The organism is Caldovatus aquaticus, from assembly GCF_019458025.1.
GTDB classification, from domain to species: domain Bacteria; phylum Pseudomonadota; class Alphaproteobacteria; order Acetobacterales; family Acetobacteraceae; genus Caldovatus; species Caldovatus aquaticus.
Map to the genome: position 1 here is coordinate 128,134 of NZ_JAHZUY010000004.1, position 17,528 is coordinate 145,661.

The 17,528-nt window shown below is 74.6% G+C and carries 15 protein-coding genes and 1 pseudogene; 10 read left to right on the forward strand and 6 right to left on the reverse strand.

Going from position 1 to position 17,528, the window contains the following annotated elements; genetic code table 11:
- Nucleotides 1-3: 3 nt before the first annotated feature.
- The 4 genes from ribD to rpiB all read right to left on the reverse strand — a co-directional run bounded on the left by ribD (nucleotide 4) and on the right by rpiB (nucleotide 3,523).
- Complete coding sequence (ribD, locus tag K1J50_RS03435; RefSeq protein ID WP_255574869.1) at nucleotides 4-1,116, reverse strand: bifunctional diaminohydroxyphosphoribosylaminopyrimidine deaminase/5-amino-6-(5-phosphoribosylamino)uracil reductase RibD; 1,113 nt, start codon at nucleotides 1,114-1,116, stop codon at nucleotides 4-6.
- Nucleotides 1,117-1,271: 155 nt separating this feature from the next.
- Entirely contained in the window at nucleotides 1,272-1,724 is a 453-nt protein-coding gene (gene nrdR / locus K1J50_RS03440; protein ID WP_220116035.1) for a transcriptional regulator NrdR, read from the reverse strand.
- Between the two features lie 33 nt (nucleotides 1,725-1,757).
- Nucleotides 1,758-3,065 (reverse strand): serine hydroxymethyltransferase, encoded by a 1,308-nt coding sequence (gene glyA / locus K1J50_RS03445; protein ID WP_220116036.1) that lies wholly within the window; start codon nucleotides 3,063-3,065, stop codon nucleotides 1,758-1,760.
- Nucleotides 3,062-3,523: a ribose 5-phosphate isomerase B gene (rpiB, locus tag K1J50_RS03450; protein WP_220116037.1), complete on the reverse strand. Its 462-nt coding sequence runs from the start codon at nucleotides 3,521-3,523 to the stop codon at nucleotides 3,062-3,064. Before rpiB ends, glyA begins: the two co-directional genes overlap by 4 nt.
- A gap of 270 nt (nucleotides 3,524-3,793) precedes the next feature.
- Between rpiB and K1J50_RS03455 the strand changes: the two genes are divergently transcribed.
- The 3 genes from K1J50_RS03455 to K1J50_RS03465 all read left to right on the forward strand — a co-directional run bounded on the left by K1J50_RS03455 (nucleotide 3,794) and on the right by K1J50_RS03465 (nucleotide 7,133).
- Complete coding sequence (locus tag K1J50_RS03455) at nucleotides 3,794-5,128, forward strand: O-acetylhomoserine aminocarboxypropyltransferase/cysteine synthase family protein (protein WP_220116038.1); 1,335 nt, start codon at nucleotides 3,794-3,796, stop codon at nucleotides 5,126-5,128.
- Nucleotides 5,128-6,135 (forward strand): porphobilinogen synthase, encoded by a 1,008-nt coding sequence (hemB, locus tag K1J50_RS03460; RefSeq protein ID WP_220116039.1) that lies wholly within the window; start codon nucleotides 5,128-5,130, stop codon nucleotides 6,133-6,135. The genes K1J50_RS03455 and hemB overlap by 1 nt, the downstream gene beginning before the upstream one ends.
- 125 nt (nucleotides 6,136-6,260) lie before the next feature.
- Nucleotides 6,261-7,133 (forward strand): aminoglycoside phosphotransferase family protein, encoded by an 873-nt coding sequence (locus K1J50_RS03465; RefSeq protein ID WP_220116040.1) that lies wholly within the window; start codon nucleotides 6,261-6,263, stop codon nucleotides 7,131-7,133.
- Here K1J50_RS03465 and K1J50_RS03470 read toward each other — a convergent pair.
- Nucleotides 7,025-8,143 (reverse strand): alpha/beta fold hydrolase, encoded by a 1,119-nt coding sequence (locus K1J50_RS03470; RefSeq protein ID WP_220116041.1) that lies wholly within the window; start codon nucleotides 8,141-8,143, stop codon nucleotides 7,025-7,027. The two genes, K1J50_RS03465 and K1J50_RS03470, sit on opposite strands and share 109 nt — an antisense overlap.
- A gap of 322 nt (nucleotides 8,144-8,465) precedes the next feature.
- Here K1J50_RS03470 and K1J50_RS03475 point away from each other — a divergent pair, with 322 nt between their 5' ends.
- Nucleotides 8,466-9,770, forward strand: a complete 1,305-nt coding sequence (locus tag K1J50_RS03475) for an aspartate aminotransferase family protein (RefSeq protein ID WP_220116042.1) — start codon at nucleotides 8,466-8,468, stop codon at nucleotides 9,768-9,770.
- A gap of 868 nt (nucleotides 9,771-10,638) precedes the next feature.
- On the opposite strand, the gene K1J50_RS03480 is transcribed toward K1J50_RS03475, so the two are convergent.
- Nucleotides 10,639-11,916: an outer membrane beta-barrel protein gene (locus K1J50_RS03480; protein ID WP_220116043.1), complete on the reverse strand. Its 1,278-nt coding sequence runs from the start codon at nucleotides 11,914-11,916 to the stop codon at nucleotides 10,639-10,641.
- A 161-nt stretch (nucleotides 11,917-12,077) separates the two neighbouring features.
- Between K1J50_RS03480 and K1J50_RS03485 the strand changes: the two genes are divergently transcribed.
- The 6 genes and pseudogenes from K1J50_RS03485 to K1J50_RS03510 form a co-directional block, all read left to right on the forward strand.
- Nucleotides 12,078-12,572: a hypothetical protein gene (locus K1J50_RS03485; protein ID WP_220116044.1), complete on the forward strand. Its 495-nt coding sequence runs from the start codon at nucleotides 12,078-12,080 to the stop codon at nucleotides 12,570-12,572.
- 8 nt (nucleotides 12,573-12,580) lie between these two features.
- The gene (locus K1J50_RS03490; RefSeq protein ID WP_220116045.1) at nucleotides 12,581-14,368 is read left to right on the forward strand and encodes a type I secretion system permease/ATPase; all 1,788 of its coding nucleotides are present in this window, start codon (nucleotides 12,581-12,583) and stop codon (nucleotides 14,366-14,368) included.
- Nucleotides 14,365-15,864 carry an HlyD family type I secretion periplasmic adaptor subunit gene (locus K1J50_RS03495; protein WP_220116046.1) on the forward strand — a complete coding sequence of 500 codons (1,500 nt, stop codon included), beginning with the start codon at nucleotides 14,365-14,367 and terminating at the stop codon, nucleotides 15,862-15,864. The genes K1J50_RS03490 and K1J50_RS03495 overlap by 4 nt, the downstream gene beginning before the upstream one ends.
- Before the next feature lie 77 nt (nucleotides 15,865-15,941).
- Nucleotides 15,942-16,247, forward strand: coding sequence for a hypothetical protein (locus K1J50_RS03500; RefSeq protein ID WP_220116047.1), 306 nt, complete (start codon nucleotides 15,942-15,944; stop codon nucleotides 16,245-16,247).
- A gap of 664 nt (nucleotides 16,248-16,911) precedes the next feature.
- Nucleotides 16,912-17,076 (forward strand): transposase, encoded by a 165-nt coding sequence (locus tag K1J50_RS03505; RefSeq protein ID WP_220116048.1) that lies wholly within the window; start codon nucleotides 16,912-16,914, stop codon nucleotides 17,074-17,076.
- A gap of 126 nt (nucleotides 17,077-17,202) precedes the next feature.
- Nucleotides 17,203-17,528: pseudogene (locus K1J50_RS03510) on the forward strand (hypothetical protein); the annotation flags it as partial.

Sequence of the window (17,528 nt, forward strand, 5' to 3'; positions counted from 1 at the left end):
TCTTCAGTTGCCGCGCTCGAACTCGGTCAGCCAGTCCTCGCCCAGGGGGCGGGAGGCGACGCGGTGGAATCTGGGCATTTCGGCGAGCCCTGTCACGGCCAGGGCCTCCACCGCCGCCCGCCCGTCGCCGCCCATGACGGCGGGCGCGTGGAACCAGGCGAGCCGGTCCACGAGCCCCGCCCGCAGCAGGCCGGCGGCGAGCGCCGCCCCGCCCTCGGCCAGCACACGCGTCACGCCGCGCTGGGCGAGGGCGCCGAGCAGGGCGCCGAGGTCGAGGCCGCCCGCGGGTCCGGCCGGCACCGTCAGGATCTCGACCCCGGCCTCCTGGTAGGGTGCGCGCCGGGCCGGCGGGTGGCCGGGGCGGGTGACGATCCAGGTCGGCACCTCGCGCGCGCTCGCCACCAGCCGGGCGGCGAGCGGCGTGCGCAGGCGCGCGTCCGCCACCACGCGCAGCGCGGGAAGCCGCGCCATCCCCGGCAGCCGGCAGGTGAGGTCCGGATCGTCCGCCAGCACCGTGCCGCTGCCGACCAGCACGGCGTCGTGGCGCGCGCGCAGCGCGTGCGCCTCGCGCCGGGCGGCGGGGCCGGTGATCCAGCGGCTCTCGCCGGCCGCAGTGGCGATCCGGCCGTCCAGCGTGGTGGCGAGCTTGAGCGTCACGAGCGGCAGGCCGAGCCTGATGCGACGCAGGAAACCGGCGTTGAGCGCCCGCGCCTCGGCCTCGCAGAGCCCGGTCTCGACGGCGATCCCCGCCGCGCGCAGGCGGGCGATGCCGGTGCCGTTCACCCGCGAATCGGGATCCTGCAGGGCGATCACGACGCGCGCGACGCCGGCGGCGATCAGCGCCTCGCAGCAGGGCGGCGTGCGGCCGTGATGCGAGCAGGGCTCGAGGGTGACGTAGGCGGTGGCGCCGCGCGCCGCCGCCCCGGCGCGGGCCAGCGCCTCGGTCTCGGCGTGCGGGCGGCCGCCGGGCTGGGTCCAGCCGCGCCCGACCACGCGGCCGTCGCGCACCAGGACGCAGCCCACCGCCGGATTGGGCCAGGCATTGCCGAGCCCGCGCCGCGCCAGCGCCAGGGCGGCGCGCATGTGGGCGAGGTCGTCGGGCTCGGCGGGCGGCATGCGGAAGGGGTTAGACCGCCCCGGCGGCGACGCCGCAAGGCGGCGGGACCGGCGCCGGGCGCGCCCCAGGCCGTCGCGCGGCGCGGACCGCGGAACCGGGCGCGGCGCGGCCCTGGCGTCACGCCGCGCCCGGGCGGGAGGCGCCGGGCGCCCTCTCAGGCGCTGTCGAGCTGGCCGAGGAAGGCCTGGAAGTCCTTCGCCTCGCGGAAGTTCCGGTAGACGCTTGCGAAGCGCACATAGGCCACCTGGTCGAGGTCCTTCAGCACCTCCATCACCATCTCGCCGATCTGGCGCGAGGTGACCTCCTGCTCGCCCTCGGTCTCGAGGCGCCGCTGGATGCCGTTGACGATCCGCTCGATCCGGTCCTCGTCCACCGGCCGCTTGCGCAGCGCGATGCGGATCGAGCGCGCGAGCTTCTCGCGGTCGAAGGGCACGCGCCGGCCGTCGGACTTGATCACGGTAAGCTCACGGAGCTGCACCCGCTCGAAGGTGGTGAAGCGGGCGCCGCAGCCGGCACAGGCGCGGCGGCGCCGGATCGCGCCGCCCTCCTCCGCCGGGCGGCTGTCCTTCACCTGGGTGTCCTCGGCCCCGCAGAACGGGCAGCGCATGGTTTCCTCCCTGGACCCACCGCCCCGCGCCCCTCAGGCCGCCGGATAGATCGGGAAGCGGCGGCAGAGGGCGAGCACCCGCTCCTTCACCGCCTGCTCCACCGCCGCGTTGCCCTCGGGCGCGTTGGCGCGGACGAGGCCGTCCAGCACCTCGCCGATCAGCCCCGCCACCGCGCGGAACTCCGCCTCGCCGAAGCCGCGCGTGGTCCCCGCCGGGGTGCCGAGGCGGATGCCGGAGGTGACCATCGGCTTCTCCGGGTCGAAGGGAATGGCGTTCTTGTTGCAGGTGAGATGGGCGCGGTTCAGCGACGCCTCCGCCGCCTTGCCGGTGAGACCCTTCGGCCGCAGGTCCACCAGCACCAGGTGGTTGTCGGTGCCGCCGGTGACGAGGCCGAAGCCCTGCGCCGCCAGCGCCTCCGCGAGCGCCTGCGCGTTGGCCACGACCTGGCGGGCGTAGGCGCGGAACTCCGGCCGCAGCGCCTCGCCGAACGCCACCGCCTTGGCGGCGATCACGTGCATCAGCGGCCCGCCCTGGGTGCCGGGGAAGATCGCGGCGTTGATCCGCTTCGCCAGCGCCTCGTCGTCGGTGAGGATCATCCCGCCGCGCGGGCCGCGCAGCGTCTTGTGCGTCGTCGTGGTGACGACATGCGCGTGCGGGAACGGCGAGGGATGCGCCCCGCCCGCCACCAGCCCGGCGAAATGCGCCATGTCCACCATGAAGTAGGCGCCGACCTCGTCGGCGATCTCGCGGAAGCGGGCGAAGTCCCAGTGGCGCGCATAGGCGCTGCCGCCGGCGATGATCAGCTTCGGCCGGCTCTCGCGCGCGATGCGCGCCACCTCCTCCATGTCGATGCGCTGGTCCTCGCGCCGCACCGTGTAGGGCACCGGCCGGAACCACCTGCCGGAGATGTTGACCGGCGAGCCGTGCGTCAGGTGCCCGCCCGCGGCGAGGTCGAGCCCCATGAAGACGTCGCCCGGCTGCAGCAGGGCGAAGAACACCGCCATGTTCGCCTGCGCCCCGGAATGCGGCTGCACGTTGGCGAAGCCGCAGCCGAACAGGCGCTTGGCGCGTTCGATCGCCAGCGTCTCGGCGATGTCCACGAACTCGCAGCCGCCGTAGTAGCGCCGGCCGGGATAGCCCTCGGCGTACTTGTTGGTCAGCACGCTGCCCTGCGCTTCCAGCACGGCGCGGGAGACGATGTTCTCGGAGGCGATCAGCTCGATCCCGTCCTGCTGGCGGGCGAGCTCGCGCCCGATCGCCTCGGCGATCTCCGGGTCGGCCTCGGCGAGCGGGGCGGAGAAGAAGCGGGCCGGGGCGACGGGCGGGCACTGTTCGTTCATGGCGGCGGGATCCAGTCCGGGCTGAGCTTGGCGACGCGGCGGTTGTGCCGGCCGCCCTCGTAGGGCGTGGCGAGGAAGGTGCGCAGCGCCTCGAGCGCCACCTCCGGCCCGATCAGCCGGGCGCCAAAGGCGATCACGTTGGCGTCGTTGTGCGCGCGGGTCAGCCGCGCCGAGGTCACGTCGTGCACCACGGCGCAGCGGATGGCGGGGTCGCGGTTGGCGGCGATGGCGATGCCGATGCCGGTGCCGCAGACCAGCACGCCGAAGCGGGCGAGGCCCTCCTTGACCGCGGCGCAGACGGCGCGGGCGAAGTCCGGGTAGTCCACGCTCTCCTCGTCGTCGGTGCCGAGGTCGAGCACGGGGTGGCCGGCGGCGCGCAGCGCATCGCGCAGCACGGTCTTCAGGCCGACGCCGGCGTGGTCGGCGCCGAGGGCGATCGGGGTGTCGGCGGGCGTCATCGGGGGCCTCCTACCATGCCGCGGGGAAAGGAGAAACGTGGGCCCCGGCCCTCCGGTGGCCGACCGTTGCGCAAGCGGCCGCGACTCGGGCCGCCGCGGGGGAGCGAAACCTTTCGCCCGCCCCCGGCCGGCGGAGGCGGACCTGCCCGCCGCGGCGCGACGCGGGGAAGCCCCTTCGCGCCGGGCCCGCCCGGCCGTGGCAGACTGGCCGAAGCGCGCGCGGCGGCGTAGGGTCCGCGCGACCGTCGCCCCGCACAGGAGCCGAGCCGCATGACCGACACGCCCCCCGCCTCCTCGCGCCCCGAGACCGTCGTCCTGCACGCCGGCTGGCGCGCCGATCCGACCACCGGCTCGGTCGCGGTGCCGATCCACCAGACCACCTCGTTCCAGTTCCGGGACACGGAGCACGCGGCGCGGCTGTTCGCGCTCCAGGAGATGGGGTTCATCTACACCCGCATCATGAACCCCACCCAGGACGTGCTGGAGAAGCGCGTCGCCGCGCTGGAGGGGGGTGTCGCGGCCCTCGCCCTCGGCTCCGGCCAGGCGGCGACCGCCTTCTCCATCCTCAACCTGACCGAGCCGGGGGACAACATCGTCTCCTCCACCGACCTCTATGGCGGCACCTGGAACCTGTTCGCCAACACGCTGAAGGGCCTCGGCGTCGAGGTGCGCTTCGTGGACCCGGCCGACCCGGAGGCGTTCGCCCGCGCCACCGACGCCCGCACCCGCGCCTACTACGCCGAGACCCTGCCGAATCCGAAGCTCGAGGTGTTCCCGATCGCCGAGGTGGCGGCGATCGGCCGCCGCCTCGGCGTGCCGCTGATCATGGACAACACCGCCGCCCCCGTCATCTGCCGCCCGCTCGAGCACGGCGCCGCGGTGGTGATGCACTCGCTCACCAAGTGGATCGGCGGCCACGGCACCGCGATCGGCGGCATCGTCGTGGACGGGGGCAATTTCGACTGGGAGAAGCACGCCGAGCGCTTCCCCACCCTGACCAGGCCGGATCCGTCCTACCACGGCGCCGTCTGGACCGAAGCGGTGAAGCCGCTCGGGCCCGTCGCCTACATCGTCCGCATGCGCACCTGCCTGATGCGCGACCTCGGCGCGCCGCTCGCGCCGATGAACTGCTTCCTCGCGCTGCAGGGCCTCGAGACCCTGCCGCTGCGCATGGAGCGGCACTGCGCGAACGCGCTCAAGGTCGCCGCCTGGCTGGCGAAGCACCCGGCCGTCGGCAAGGTGATCCACCCGAGCCTGATGACCGGCGAGGCGAGGCGCCGCGCCGACGCCTACCTCAAGGGCGGCTACGGCAGCCTGATCGGCTTCGAGCTGAAGGAGGGCGGCGCCGAGGCCGGGCGGCGCTTCATCGAGGCGCTGAAGATGTTCTACCACGTCGCCAACATCGGCGACGCCCGCAGCCTTGCCATCCACCCCGCCACCACCACGCACAGCCAGCTCGGCGTTGACGAGCAGGCGGCGACCGGCGTCACCCCGGGCTACGTCCGGCTCTCGATCGGCATCGAGCACATCGACGACATCATCGCCGACCTCGACCAGGCGCTCGCCGCCGCCACGGGGTCGGGCCTGCAGAGGGCCGCGGAGTGATGGACGCGAGCGCGCTCGGCCGCTTCCCCGCGACGCGCCTCCGGCGCAACCGCCGCGACGCCTGGACGCGGCGGCTGGTGGCCGAGAGCGCGCTCGCGGTGGACGACCTGATCTGGCCGGTCTTCGTGATGGAGGGGACCGGCCGCACCAGCGACGTCGCGTCGATGCCGGGCGTGGTGCGCGTCACCCTCGACCGGCTGCCGGGCCATGTCGAGCGCGCCGTCGCGCTCGGCATCCCCGCCGTCGCCCTGTTCCCGATGACGCCGCCGGAGCGGAAGGACGCCGAGGGGACGGAGGCGCTCAACCCCGACAACCTGATGTGCCGCTCGGCGCGGCTGCTCAAGAAGGAGTTCCCCGACCTCGGCCTGATCGGCGACGTCGCCCTCGACCCCTACACCGACCACGGCCATGACGGCGTGATCCGCGACGGCTACGTCGCCAACGACGAGACGCTCGCGGTGCTGGCGCGCCAGGCGGTGATCCAGGCCGAGGCGGGCATAGACGTGATCGCGCCGTCGGACATGATGGACGGCCGCGTCGGCGCGATCCGCGCCGCGCTCGACGCCAAGGGCCTGATCCACACCCGCATCATGTCCTACGCGGCGAAGTACGCGAGCGCGTTCTACGGCCCGTTCCGCGATGCCGTGGGCTCGGCCGCGGCGCTCAAGGGCGACAAGAAGACCTACCAGATGGACCCGGCCAATTCCGACGAGGCGCTGCGCGAGGTGGCGCTGGACCTCGCCGAGGGCGCCGACATGGTGATGGTCAAGCCGGGCATGCCCTATCTCGACATCGTCCGCCGCGTGAAGGACGCCTTCGGCGTGCCGACCTTCGCCTACCAGGTGAGCGGCGAGTACGCGATGATCATGGCTGCGGTGCGGAACGGCTGGCTCGAGCGCGAGCGCGCGGTGATGGAGAGCCTGCTCGCCTTCAAGCGCGCCGGCGCCAACGGCGTCCTCACCTACTTCGCGGTCGAGGCGGCGGAGCGCCTGCGGCGGGGCGGCTGAGCCGAGGCGCCGAGGCCGGGCGGGCCAGGCATGGCGGCGGGGCGACACTCCCGGGCCCCCGCGTCCGGCGGGCCCGGGGCGCGATGAGCGGCGCGGCGGACACGGCGCGCCCAGGCCTGCGCGGGATGGCGAGCCCGCGCCTCGCCGCGCGCCTTGCCGCTTGGCGTCGGCGCCTTCCGGAGCGCCTGGACGGCGCGGCGGCGCGCTGGTCGCTTGCCATCGAGGGGCCGCTCGCCGCGGGCGAGACGGCGGCGCAGCTCTTCGCCGTGCGCCGCCCGGACGGCGCCCCCGCGGTGCTGAAGCTCGCCCCGCCCGGCCAGGGGCTGGAGGCGGAGGCGGCGGCGCTCGCCGGATTCGCCGGCCGGGGTGCGGCCCGGCTGCTCGCGGCCGATCCGGGCCTCGGCGCCCTGCTCCTCGAGCGGCTCGAGCCTGGCACCCCGCTCCGCCGGCTTGCGGCGCGCGACCCGGACGCCGCCATCCTCGCCGCCGCCTCCGTCATGCGCGCCCTGCGCCGCCCGCCGCCCGCCGGCGCGGTGCTCACCGACGCCGCCGGCTGGGTGCGAGCGCTGGAACGCGCCAGGGACGCCCCCGGCCCGCTGCCGCGGGCGATGCTCGCGCGCGCGGCGGCGCTGATGCGCGCGCTCGCCGCCAGCGCGCCGCCGCCGGTCCTGCTGCATGGCGACCTGCACGCCGGCAACATCCTCAGCGACGGCGCGCAGGGCTGGCGCGCCGTTGATCCCAAGGGCCTGATCGGCGATCCCGCCTTCGAGGCCGCCGCCTTCCTGCGCGACCCGCCGGGCCCCGCCCCTGCCGCCGCGGACATGGCGCGCCGCATCGCCCTGCTCGCCGAGGCGGCCGGCCTGTCGCGCGAGCGGACCGCCGGCTGGGGCTATGCCGGCGCCGCCCTTGCCGCGGCCTGGGCGGTGGAGGACGGCTCCGACCCCGCGCCCTGGTGCGCCGTCGCCGCCGCCATCGCCCCGGCGCTTGCGCCCGCCTGACCCGCCGCCGCGGCTTCGGCCGCCCCCTCGAAGAAGGCGACCAGCGCCCGGGTCTGCATCGGATCGCGCCCCAGGCGGACGTCCTCGAAGCCGCAATGCCCGCCGCCCGCGGCCAGCACCGGCTGCACGGCGGGGCAGTCCGCCCAGTCCACCGCCTCCAGCGACGCCGCCGGCACGATCGGGTCGTCCGCGGCCTGCAGCAGCAGGGTCGGCACCCGGATCGCCGGCAGCGCGCGGCCGGGCCGGGTCAGCTCGACATAGGTCGCATAGCTCGGAAAGCCGAAGCGCGGCGCCGAGACCATCGCCTCGAACTCCCGCACCGAGCGCGCCGCCGCCGCCGCCACGCGCAGCCCGGCGTCGAGATCGCGCGCCCGCGCCACCGCCAGCACCTCGCGCCGGTAGAGCGCAAGCAGCAGCGGCCCGAACAGCCGATGCGCCTCCATCGCCGCGTGCGCCGCCGCCGGATCGAGCGGTGCGCTGATCGCCGCGCCGGCGAGGAGGCGCGGCATCCCCTCCTCCTCCGCATGGCGGCCGAGCAGGTTCAGCACCAGCCCCCCGCCGAGCGACCATCCCGCGACCGCGACGCCCGCCTCCGTGAGCGCGGGCGGCAGCGCGCGCAGCACATCGCGCAGGTCCTCGGCGCGGCCGATGTGGTAATGGCTCGTGCTGCGCGGACCGGAGAGGGCGTTGCCGCGCAGGTTGAGCCGCAGCACCGGGAAGCCGCGCTCGATCAGGGCGCGCGCAGCGGCGCGCAGGCAGGGGTCGTTCTCGGTGCCGACCAGGCCGTGGACGAGCAGCGCCAGCGGCCGGCGGCGCTCCGGCGCGCCTTCCGCCGCCGGGAGGTGCAGGCTGGCGGCGAGCTGGTCGCCATCCGGCAGCGGGATCCGGAGCCGGTGGCCCGGCCGCGGCAGGGCCGGCCGGATCGGCCAGGCGACGCCGCGCAGGGTCTGGAGCGTGCCGCCGAGGAAGGGCGGCCGGGGAACGAAACGGTGGCGCAGGGGGCGGGGCATGATGCCCGCTGCAACGCGCCGGCCCGCGCACGGTTGGCGCGCCGCCTGGCGGCCCGCGGCCAGGACCGGATGCATCCGCCGCCGGCCCGCCCGGATGGCTCGGGCCTGCCCGCTGGTGGCGCGGATGCGCGCTCCCGGCCGCTTCCCGTTGCCCGCGATCGCCTCCAGGGCCCGTCCTTCCCCGTGCCGTGCCCGCGGCAGCAGCCCCCGCCTGCCATCGGCGGAGCCGCTCCGCGCTCCCGCCTGTTTCCAGCCCTCCGCGACCGGCTCTAGGCTTGCCGCCGACCCCGCGCCGGGGCGAGAGGAATTTGGGAGCCATGCCATGAGTGGGATCACGCGCAGCGAGGCGGAGCTCGCGCTGGCGGAGCGGGCGCGCCGCGTGCTGCCGGCGGGCGGCTTCGGCAACGTCTCCTTCGACATCGTCGTCCGCGAGGGCCGCGGCAGCCGGGTCTGGGACGTGAGCGGCAACGAGTACGTGGACTACCTGCTCGGCTCCGGCCCGATGTTCGTCGGCCACGCCCACCCGGAGGTGGTCGCCGCGGTGCAGGAGCAGCTCCCCAAGGGGTTCACCTTCTTCGCCAACAACGAGCCCGGCATCGTGCTGGCGGAGAGGATCGTCGAGGCCGTCCCCTGCGCCGAGCAGCTCCGCTACGTCTCCACCGGCACCGAGGCCGACCTCTACGCGATGCGCGCCGCCCGCGCCTTCCGCGGGCGCGAGAAGATCGTGAAGTTCGAGGGCGGCTACCACGGCATGAGCGACTACTCGCTGATGAGCCTCGCCCCGAAGCGCCCGGCCAATTTCCCCCGTCCGGTGCCGGATTCCGCCGGCATCCCGCGCAGCGTCGAGGACGAGGTGCTGATCGCCCCCTTCAACGACGTCGCGGCGGTGGAGCGCCTGATCGAATCGCGCCACGACGAGATCGCCGGCGTGATCGTCGAGCCTTTCCAGCGCCTGCTGCCGCCCACGCCCGGCTTCCTGCAGGGCCTGCGCGCGATCACCGCGCGCTTCGGCATCCCGCTGATCTTCGACGAGGTCGTCACGGGCTTCCGCTTCGCCTGGGGCGGCGCGCAGGAGTACTACGGCGTGGTGCCGGACCTCTGCACCCTCGGCAAGATCATCGGCGGCGGCTTCCCGCTCGCGGCGATCGCCGGGCGTGCCGAAATCATGGCCCACTTCGACCGGTCGCGCGTCGGCGAGGACCGCTTCCTGTTCCAGGTCGGCACGCTCTCCGGCAACCCGGTCGCCGCGGTCGCTGGCCTCGCCACGCTCGACATCCTGCGCCGCCCGGGCGCCTACGAGCGCGTCTTCGCCACCGGCCGCGCGCTGATGGAGGGCTTCGCGCGGATCCTGCGCGAGGCGGGCGTACCGGGCCAGGTGGTGGGCGAGCCGCCGCTGTTCGACGTGTTCTTCGCCGAGGAGGAGATCCGGGACTACCGCGCCACGCTGCGCGCCGACGCGGCGAAGCAGCGCCACGTCAACGCGACGCTCCGCGCACGCGGCGTGCTGAAGGGCGACAGCAAGTTCTACGTCTCCCTCGCGCACGACGAGCGCGACGTGGCGCAGACGCTGGACGCCTTCCGCCACGCCATCGCCACCCTGCCCGGCGAGCGGGCCGCGGCGGAGTGAGGCGCGGGCAAGAGGGCGCTTGACCGCCCCCCGCCCGGCGGCCGCGGCGTTGACCGCGCGACCGGCCGGGGAGAGAAACCCGCATGCCGCCCCCGCATCGCCGCCCGCTGCCGGGAAGCGCCGCCGTCGCGCTCGCGGCGGCGAACCCGTCCGCCCGGGCGCTGCCGGCAGGCGGCGCGGCAGGTGCGGACCGGCCGCGCCGCCACGATCGCCGTCCCTGCCGCGCCCGGCGCCGCGCTGGACGCGCTCGCGTGCTTCCTCGCCCGGGCGATAGGCCCCACGCCCGGCCGCAGCGTGGTGGAAGAGAACGTCAGCGGCGGCAGCGGCCGGATCAGCCTGCAACGCGTGATACGCGCGGAGGCGGACGGGTACACGCCGATCCTCGGCACAGCGGTTCACCGTGCTCGCTCCGTCGCGCACGCCGGAAGCGATCATCAACCGGATGCACGCCGCGCTCACCGAGAGGGCGCCGTTTGCCGCAGGCGCGCACGGTGTAAGTCCGCGCCGGCGTCGAGCCGCTGACCTCGCCTTCTCCCGCCGCCTGCCGCGAGTTCCCCGCCGCGGAGATCAGCCGTTGGGGCGTGATCGCGCGCAAGGTCGGGGCCAGGGCAGGCCGAGGGGCGGCGGGCTGCGCGGCTATCGCGCACCGCGTGCCCGCCAGGTCGGCCGATCCGTCGGGCGAACTGCCGCCCGAGCGGGCACAGGCGCCTCCGAGGGGGCCGCGGACGGCGCCGCCGATCCGGGAACGCGAAACCGCCCGCCGGGCAGCAGGGAGGAGCCGTTGCCGCGCTTCCCCGAACCGAGCGAACGCGCGGCGCATCATGTCGATCGCCCCGGCCCTGTCACCCCGGATCCCTCTCACACCGGATTAAAGGGCGAAGCGCAAACGCACCTGGAAAAGGTTCCGGTAATACTCCTCGGCGCCGCCCTTGGCCTCGATCCGGGTCAGGAATTGATAGCTCGCGCTCAGCGACATGTTCCGGTTGATCAGCCAGCGGCCCGAAAGGATCGTGTACATATCGGTCGCACGCAGGTGCGTTTCGTACTCCCGGCGATCAAATCCGAGTTCGGCCCCGAGGATCACGTTGCGCAGCAGCTCGTGGTCCACCCGGAGCTGGGCCAGCGAGCGGGTGTAGCTGACCTGGCTGAGGGCGATCGATTCCTCCACGGTCCGGCGCACCCCGAAGGTGACGGTGGTGAGCAGGGTCGGCGTCCAGATGACCTCGCCTTCGAGGGCCAGGCCCTCGAGATTCTTGATCTGCGGCGAATCGTAGTTGCGCTGGCGATAGCCGATCCCGAAGCGGGCCTGCCAGACGCCGTCGAAATCGTACTGGAACCCCGTCAGGATCTCCCAGGTGAAACTGTCGCGGCCCCGCGAGATCGCGTCGTCGTAGCGGATCTCCTGGATGCGGCCGATCAGCGTGACGAGCCGCCCCGGCGCCAGGGCGTAGCCGCTGCCGAGGGCGGCGAGCCAGGTCTTGTGGTCGTTCTGGGACAGCGGCGCGACCCGGTTGCCGAACGACACGTCCTCGAACTGGTAGATCCGGTAGTTGAGGAGGCCGGTCAGGAAAAGCCTGTTGAGCCTTGCGTTTCCGCTGACCTGGAACTCGTCCACGTCGTAGGGCGCCGGGCGGGAAAGGCCCGCCTGCTGGATGTCCACGCTGAAGACGTCCAGGTGCTGGCGCAGGTGATTGTAGCGGGCCTCGACGCTCGAACTGCCTCCGATGTCCAGCCGCCCGAAGGCGCCGACGGACCAGTCGCGCCAGTCGAGGATCGTTTGCGAGAAATGGCGCACTTCCGAATAGCTCGCCGTGACGCCGACACCGTGGCGGGTCCAATCGCTCCGCAGGCCCGCGTCGAGGCTCCAGGCGCCGAAGCCGTCGCCGGTTCGGTCGCGGCGGGTGGCGAAGACGTTGTCGTTGTAACTGAGCCCCGCCTCGGCCGCAGCATCGAGCCGGAACGCGCCGGCGCGGACGCCGAGCGGGTCGAACTCGGGCCGCGGGCGCGTCTGCACGGTGACGCCGCGCGCCGTGGATTCCGGCGGGAAGGTCTGGGCCAGCGCAGGAAGTCCCGCCACGCCGGCGAGCAGGAGCAGGCCGCGCGCTGCCGCGCCCATGGGCGCGAAAGATTCACGGAAGCGGAACACCTGACGACTCCCGGTGCGGAACCCCGGGTTGTTGTGCTACCACGCATCGGCAAGGCCGGTCATCTTCGGAATGAAGCCGGCTTTCCTCGCTTATTGCGTGGAGGTGCGCGGTCCGCGCGCTTCGACGTTTTCTTCATCGTATTTCGCAATAGGTAGGCGCGATGATGTCGTCTGCAGAAGCATTGCGGCTGGGCTCCATTGGAGGCGCGCCTTCCCGCGCCGGGGCGGCTGACGCCTCTCCCGGCCCCGATCCCGCCCTTCCCCGCCTCGCCGCCTTCCGCTCGGGCGACGGCGGCGGCGGCGAGGACCGGCGTCTCTCCGACCTGCTGGCCTACGCCCTCGCCGTCGAGGCGCACGAGGCCGCCCTCGCCGCGGCCAGGCCCCCCGCCCCGTTGACGCCCGAGGCGATCAGGCGCCTGCGCGACCAGGCGGCACGGCAGCTCCACGACCATGCCTTCCGCTTCCTCCACAACCGGGTCGAGGAGATCCGCGCCGAGGCGATCGCCGAGCATCTCGGCCGCCATCCGCGGCCGCCCGGCCTCCCCAGGCTCGTCCTCGCCAACCTGATCGCCCTGGCCCTCGCCGCCCTGGCCGCGGCCTGGCTGCAGGGGCATCCCGAAACGCTGGCCGGGCTGCTCGCGGCGTTCGGAGGCTGAGGCGAACGATGTTCTTCGGCAACCGTGCCCAGAGCCTCGCCGGCCTGACCGGCGAACGCGCGGCCGAGACGCCGCTGGTCCGCGCGCTCGGCGCCTGCAGGCGGCAATTCTGGGCGGTCGGGCTGTTCAGCGGGGTGGTGAACCTGCTCCAGCTCACCGTCTCGATCTACATGATGCAGGTGTTCGACCGGGTGCTCTCGACCCGCAGCACGGACACGCTGCTCTACCTCACCCTGATCGCGGTCGCGGCGATCGGCCTGCTGGCGCTGCTCGAGGCGGCGCGCGGCAAGGTGATGCACCGCGTCGCCGCCTGGGTCGAGCACCGGGTGGCCCCGGAGGGCTTCGTCCGCGCGGTCGAGAGCCAGCTCCGCGGCCGGCCCTACCGGATGGAGGCGCTGCGCGACCTCGCCGTCTGCCGCAACTACCTCGGTTCGCCCGGCGCGCTCTCGCTCTACGACGTGCCCTGGGTGCCGGTCTATCTCCTGGCGATCTTCGCCCTGCACCCGGTGATGGGCTGGATCGCGGTCGGCGGGGCGGCGCTGCTGTTCGTCCTGACCGTCCTGAACGAGATCGCCACCGCGAACCTGCTGCGCCAGGCCAGCACCGCGGCCATGGCGAGCCAGCGCCGGGCCGAGTCCATCGTCCGCAACGCCGAGGTGATCGACAGCATGGGCATGCTGCCCGCGGTGATGGCCCGCTGGCGCGAGGCGGTCGGCGAGGCCGCCCCCGCCATGGGCGCGGCCTCGGACCGGGCCGCGGTGCTACTGGCGATCACCAAGTTCATGCGCTTCGCCGTGCAGATCGCGATCCTCGGCGTCGGCGCCTATCTGGTGCTGCGGCAGGAGATCACCGCGGGCGCCTCGATCGCCGGCTCGATCATCATGGGCCGGGCGCTCGCCCCGGTGGAGATGCTGATCAGCGGCTACAAGCAGCTCGTCCAGGCGCGGCAGAGCTTCCGCCGGCTCAACGCCTTCCTCTCCCTGCCCCGCCTGCGCCCCCCCGGCCTGCCGCTGCCCGAGCCGACCGGCCGGCTGACCGTGGAGCGCGTCTCCTACGCCTTCCCGGGCCAGCCGGTGGCGACCATCAAGGGGGTGACCTTCGCGCTCGCCGCCGGCGAGAGCCTCGCCGTGATCGGCCCCTCGGCGGCCGGCAAGACCACCCTGATCCGGCTGCTGATCGGCACGCTGCAGCCGACCGCGGGCAACGTCCGCCTCGACGGCGCCGACGTCTACACCTGGATGCGCGAGGATTTCGGCCGCCATGTCGGCTACCTGCCGCAGGACGTGGAGCTGTTCGACGGCACCGTCTTCCGCAACATCGCCCGCATGGGCGAGGCCGAGCCGGAGGCGGTGTTCGAGGCCGCACGGCTCGCCGGCTGCCACGAGATGATCCTGCGCCTGCCGCAGGGCTACGACACCGAGATCGGCGATGGCGGCCAGCACCTCTCCGGCGGCCAGCGCCAGCTCATCGGCCTGGCGCGGGCGATGTTCGGCAACCCGAAGCTGGTCGTCCTCGACGAGCCGAACTCCAACCTCGACGGCGACGCCGAAGCGGCGCTGCTGCGCGCCCTCGCCGACCTCAAGCGCCGCGGCACCACGGTGGTGCTGGTCTCGCACCGCCCGACCCTGGTGCAGGGCGTGGACAAGGTGCTGCTGCTGCGCGACGGCGCGGTGGAGATGTTCGGCCCGCGCGCCGAGGTGCTGAAGCGCCTGATGCAGCCCGCCCGCCCGCAGGAGATCCCCGCCGCGCCCTCCCGGTCCGCACCGGGCCTGGAGGGACAGAGGGCCGCCCGATGACCGTCGGCACCACCACCCGCCCCCCCACCGCCGTGACCCGCCTGCCGGACCGCGCCGCGCCGGCCGCCGCGAGCCCGCCGGCCGCGGCGCCTGCCGCGGGCGGCCGCGCCGTCGCCGCGCCACGCCGCGTCGCCCTGCCCGCATTCGCCACCCACGGCACCCCTGGCGCCGACACGCTGCCGGCGGCGGCGCGCGACGCGCTCCTGGACGCGCCGCGTCCCCGCACGCGCGGCCCGGTGCTCTTCGGCCTGGCCGCCATCCTCCTGTTCTTCGGGGGCTTCGGCGCCTGGTCCGCCCTCGCCCCGCTCTCCGAGGCGGCGGTCGCCCCCGGCGTCATCAAGGTCGAGGGGCAGCGCCGCACCATCCAGCACATGGAGGGCGGCTACATCCGCGAGATCCTGGCGCGCGACGGCGACCGGGTGGAGCGCGGCCAGGTCCTGATGCGCCTCGACGACATCCAGTCCGGCGCCAACCTGGAGACCCTGCGCAGCCAGCGCTGGGCGCTGCTCGCGCAGGACGCGCGCCTCTCCTCCGAGTTCGCCCGGCTGCGCGAGATCGCCTTCCCGCAGGAGCTGCTCGCCGCCGAGGACCCCCGCGCGCGCGACGCCGTCGCCGGCCAGCGCGCCCTGTTCGAGGCGCGGCAGGCGAGCCTCGCGAGCCAGATCGGCGTGCTCGAGGCCCGCATCGAGCAGCAGCTCGCGGCGCGCGAGTCGGCCGAGGGGACGCTGCGCTCGGCGCAGCAGCAGCTCGCCAGCTTCCGGCAGGAGGAGGCCGACATCGGGCCGCTGGTCCGCCAGGGCCTGATCCAGCGGCCGCGCCTGCTGCAGATCCAGCGCAGCGCGACCGAGCAGGAGGCGCGCATCGTCGCCGCCCAGGCCGACATCGAGCGCGCCAACCACGCCATCGCCGAGGCGCGCGGCCAGATCCGCCAGGTCGTGGACCAGCGCCTGCAGGAGGTCTCGACCGAGCTGCACGAGGTCCGCACCCGTCTCGCCGAGGTCGAGGAGCGGCTGCGCGCCGCGCAGGACGTGGCGCAGCGCCGCGACATCGTCGCGCCGGAGCCGGGGATCGTCGTCAACTCGCGCTTCTTCACCGTCGGTGCCGTGGTCCGCCCCGGCGAGGCCGTCATGGACCTCACCCCGCTGCAGGACCGGCTGATCGCCGAGGTGATGGTCCAGCCCCACGACATCGACGTCGTCTATCCGGGCCTGCGCACCGAGGTCCGGCTGCCCGCCTTCAAGCAGCGCCTCGTCCCCTATCTGCACGGCCACGTGACCTATGTCGCCTCGGACGTGACCATGGACGAGCGCACGCGGCAGAGCTATTTCCGAGCCTTCGTCCTGATAGACCAGGACCAGCTCGCGCATCTGCCGAACGTGCATCTGGTGCCCGGCATGCCGGTTGAGGCCTACATACAGGTCGGCGAACGGAGCTTCTTCCGCTACATGATCCAGCCGATCCTGGACAGCTTCCACCGCGCCTTCCGGGAGCAGTAGCGCCCGCCGCGAACCGGGCGGCGGCACTACGGAACCGCAAGGGACGAACCGCGCTACCCGACGGAGGGCAGGACGCCATGGCCGAAATCCGCACGATCCTCTTCGCCGACGGCATGCTCGACGCCAGCGTCGTGCACGGCGTCGTGCGCATCACGCTGGCGCAGAGCGGCGCCGAGGGGAAGCCGACCCCGGTCGGCCAGCTCTGCGTGCCGCTGGTCCAGTTGCCGGCGCTCGCCAACGGCCTCATCGCCCTGCTGCGCCAGGTCGAGGCCAGGGCGAGGGAGGCGCAGCAGCGCCAGGTGCAGGAGCCCGCCGCCGCGCCGGAAGGGGAGGACGCGGCCATGCCCGCGCCGCCGCCGGGCACCTTCCGCTTCCAGGGCTGATCCCGTGGCCCCGGCCGCCACGGCGGCCAGGCGCGGCGCGGGGCGGCGATGGAGCGCGGAGGCGGGACCGCGGCGCGGCCGACGCTCGCCTTCCGCCTTCGCCACCCGTCGCCGCGCGCCCGGCACGCTGCGCCGGGCGGGCCCGCGCGGCAGGGCGGCACGGCGCCCAGAAAGAGTGCCGCCCCGCGGGCGGGGCCTTGAGCGGATCGCGGGGGGCCACGCTTGGCTGTTCCGCGGGCGCCAGAAAGCGGGCCGAAGTTGTCGCCTCGCGCCCGGTCGATCCCGGATGCGTGCCCGCAGCGTGGCGGGTGCGCCGCGGCGGATATCGGCGCCGACCGACCCGCGCCGCGCTGCGACGCCGGTGCCCCCGAGGCATCTCGGCATCGCGGCGGCAGGCCGCGCCGGCGCCGAGACGCCGACCACGCGCCCCATCCGTCCGGCGAGCCGGGCGGCTCTTGCCCCGACGAAGCCGCGGTCAGGAGCAGCCTGCTCCGGAGGCGTTCGCGCTTCCTGCGGGCGGCAATGGCTCCGGCGCGGCGTCTGCCGGGCGAAGCACAGGACGAGGACAGGCCCCTCTGCCGGCGGCGCCTCCCCCAGGCTCTGCGCCCAATTGCCGTGGGAACGGTGCGATGATTCGCCCTGCCCAACGGCGGGGGGATGGACCGTGTTGCGCCTGTTCGGGCTGAGCGACGTGCCGTGGGCGGCGAGCGAGCCGCATCCGGCGATGGTCCACACCGGGCCGCGGCGCGTGGACGACCGGCGGGGGATCGGCGGCATCGTGCACCGTTTCCGCGAAGGCTGCCGCTGGCGTGCCCTGCCGCCGGAATAGGGGCCATACGCCACCGTCTTCAACCGTTGGAACCGCTGGAGCCAACGCGGGCTCTGGCAGCGCATCCTCGCCGCCCTCGTCGCCTGCGCCGACCCGCCGCGGGGCGCGCCGATCGGCAGTGCCGCCGTGAAGGCGCACCGCTCGGCGGCCGGCGCGAAAGGGGGGGAAGGCGATGCCAGCCACCAGGCGATCGGCCGCTCGCGCGGTGGGCGCCCCGCCAGGGGCCACGCGCTCTGCGACGAGCAAGGCCGCCCGCACGCGATCCTGCCGACCGGCGGCAACGGCGCCGCCGTCACCGCCGCCGCCACGCCGGTCTCGGCTGTCGCCCCGCCCCGCGAACTCGTCGCCGACAAGGGCTGCGACGCCAACCGCCGGCGCCGCCGCGGCCATCCCCGGCACCTCGTCGCGCAAGGTTGCCTTCCCGCGCGACGCCGAACGCTACAGGCCCCGCA

Bases quoted from the DNA above. Each gene is read 5' to 3' on its own strand.
- ribD (WP_255574869.1), bottom strand. From the start codon at position 1,116: ATGCCGCCCGCCGAGCCCGACGACCTCGCCCACATGCGCGCCGCCCTG.
- nrdR (WP_220116035.1), bottom strand. From the start codon at position 1,724: ATGCGCTGCCCGTTCTGCGGGGCCGAGGACACCCAGGTGAAGGACAGC.
- glyA (WP_220116036.1), bottom strand. From the start codon at position 3,065: ATGAACGAACAGTGCCCGCCCGTCGCCCCGGCCCGCTTCTTCTCCGCC.
- rpiB (WP_220116037.1), bottom strand. From the start codon at position 3,523: ATGACGCCCGCCGACACCCCGATCGCCCTCGGCGCCGACCACGCCGGC.
- K1J50_RS03455 (WP_220116038.1), top strand. From the start codon at position 3,794: ATGACCGACACGCCCCCCGCCTCCTCGCGCCCCGAGACCGTCGTCCTG.
- hemB (WP_220116039.1), top strand. From the start codon at position 5,128: ATGGACGCGAGCGCGCTCGGCCGCTTCCCCGCGACGCGCCTCCGGCGC.
- K1J50_RS03465 (WP_220116040.1), top strand. From the start codon at position 6,261: ATGGCGAGCCCGCGCCTCGCCGCGCGCCTTGCCGCTTGGCGTCGGCGC.
- K1J50_RS03470 (WP_220116041.1), bottom strand. From the start codon at position 8,143: ATGCCCCGCCCCCTGCGCCACCGTTTCGTTCCCCGGCCGCCCTTCCTC.
- K1J50_RS03475 (WP_220116042.1), top strand. From the start codon at position 8,466: ATGAGTGGGATCACGCGCAGCGAGGCGGAGCTCGCGCTGGCGGAGCGG.
- K1J50_RS03485 (WP_220116044.1), top strand. From the start codon at position 12,078: ATGATGTCGTCTGCAGAAGCATTGCGGCTGGGCTCCATTGGAGGCGCG.
- K1J50_RS03490 (WP_220116045.1), top strand. From the start codon at position 12,581: ATGTTCTTCGGCAACCGTGCCCAGAGCCTCGCCGGCCTGACCGGCGAA.
- K1J50_RS03495 (WP_220116046.1), top strand. From the start codon at position 14,365: ATGACCGTCGGCACCACCACCCGCCCCCCCACCGCCGTGACCCGCCTG.
- K1J50_RS03500 (WP_220116047.1), top strand. From the start codon at position 15,942: ATGGCCGAAATCCGCACGATCCTCTTCGCCGACGGCATGCTCGACGCC.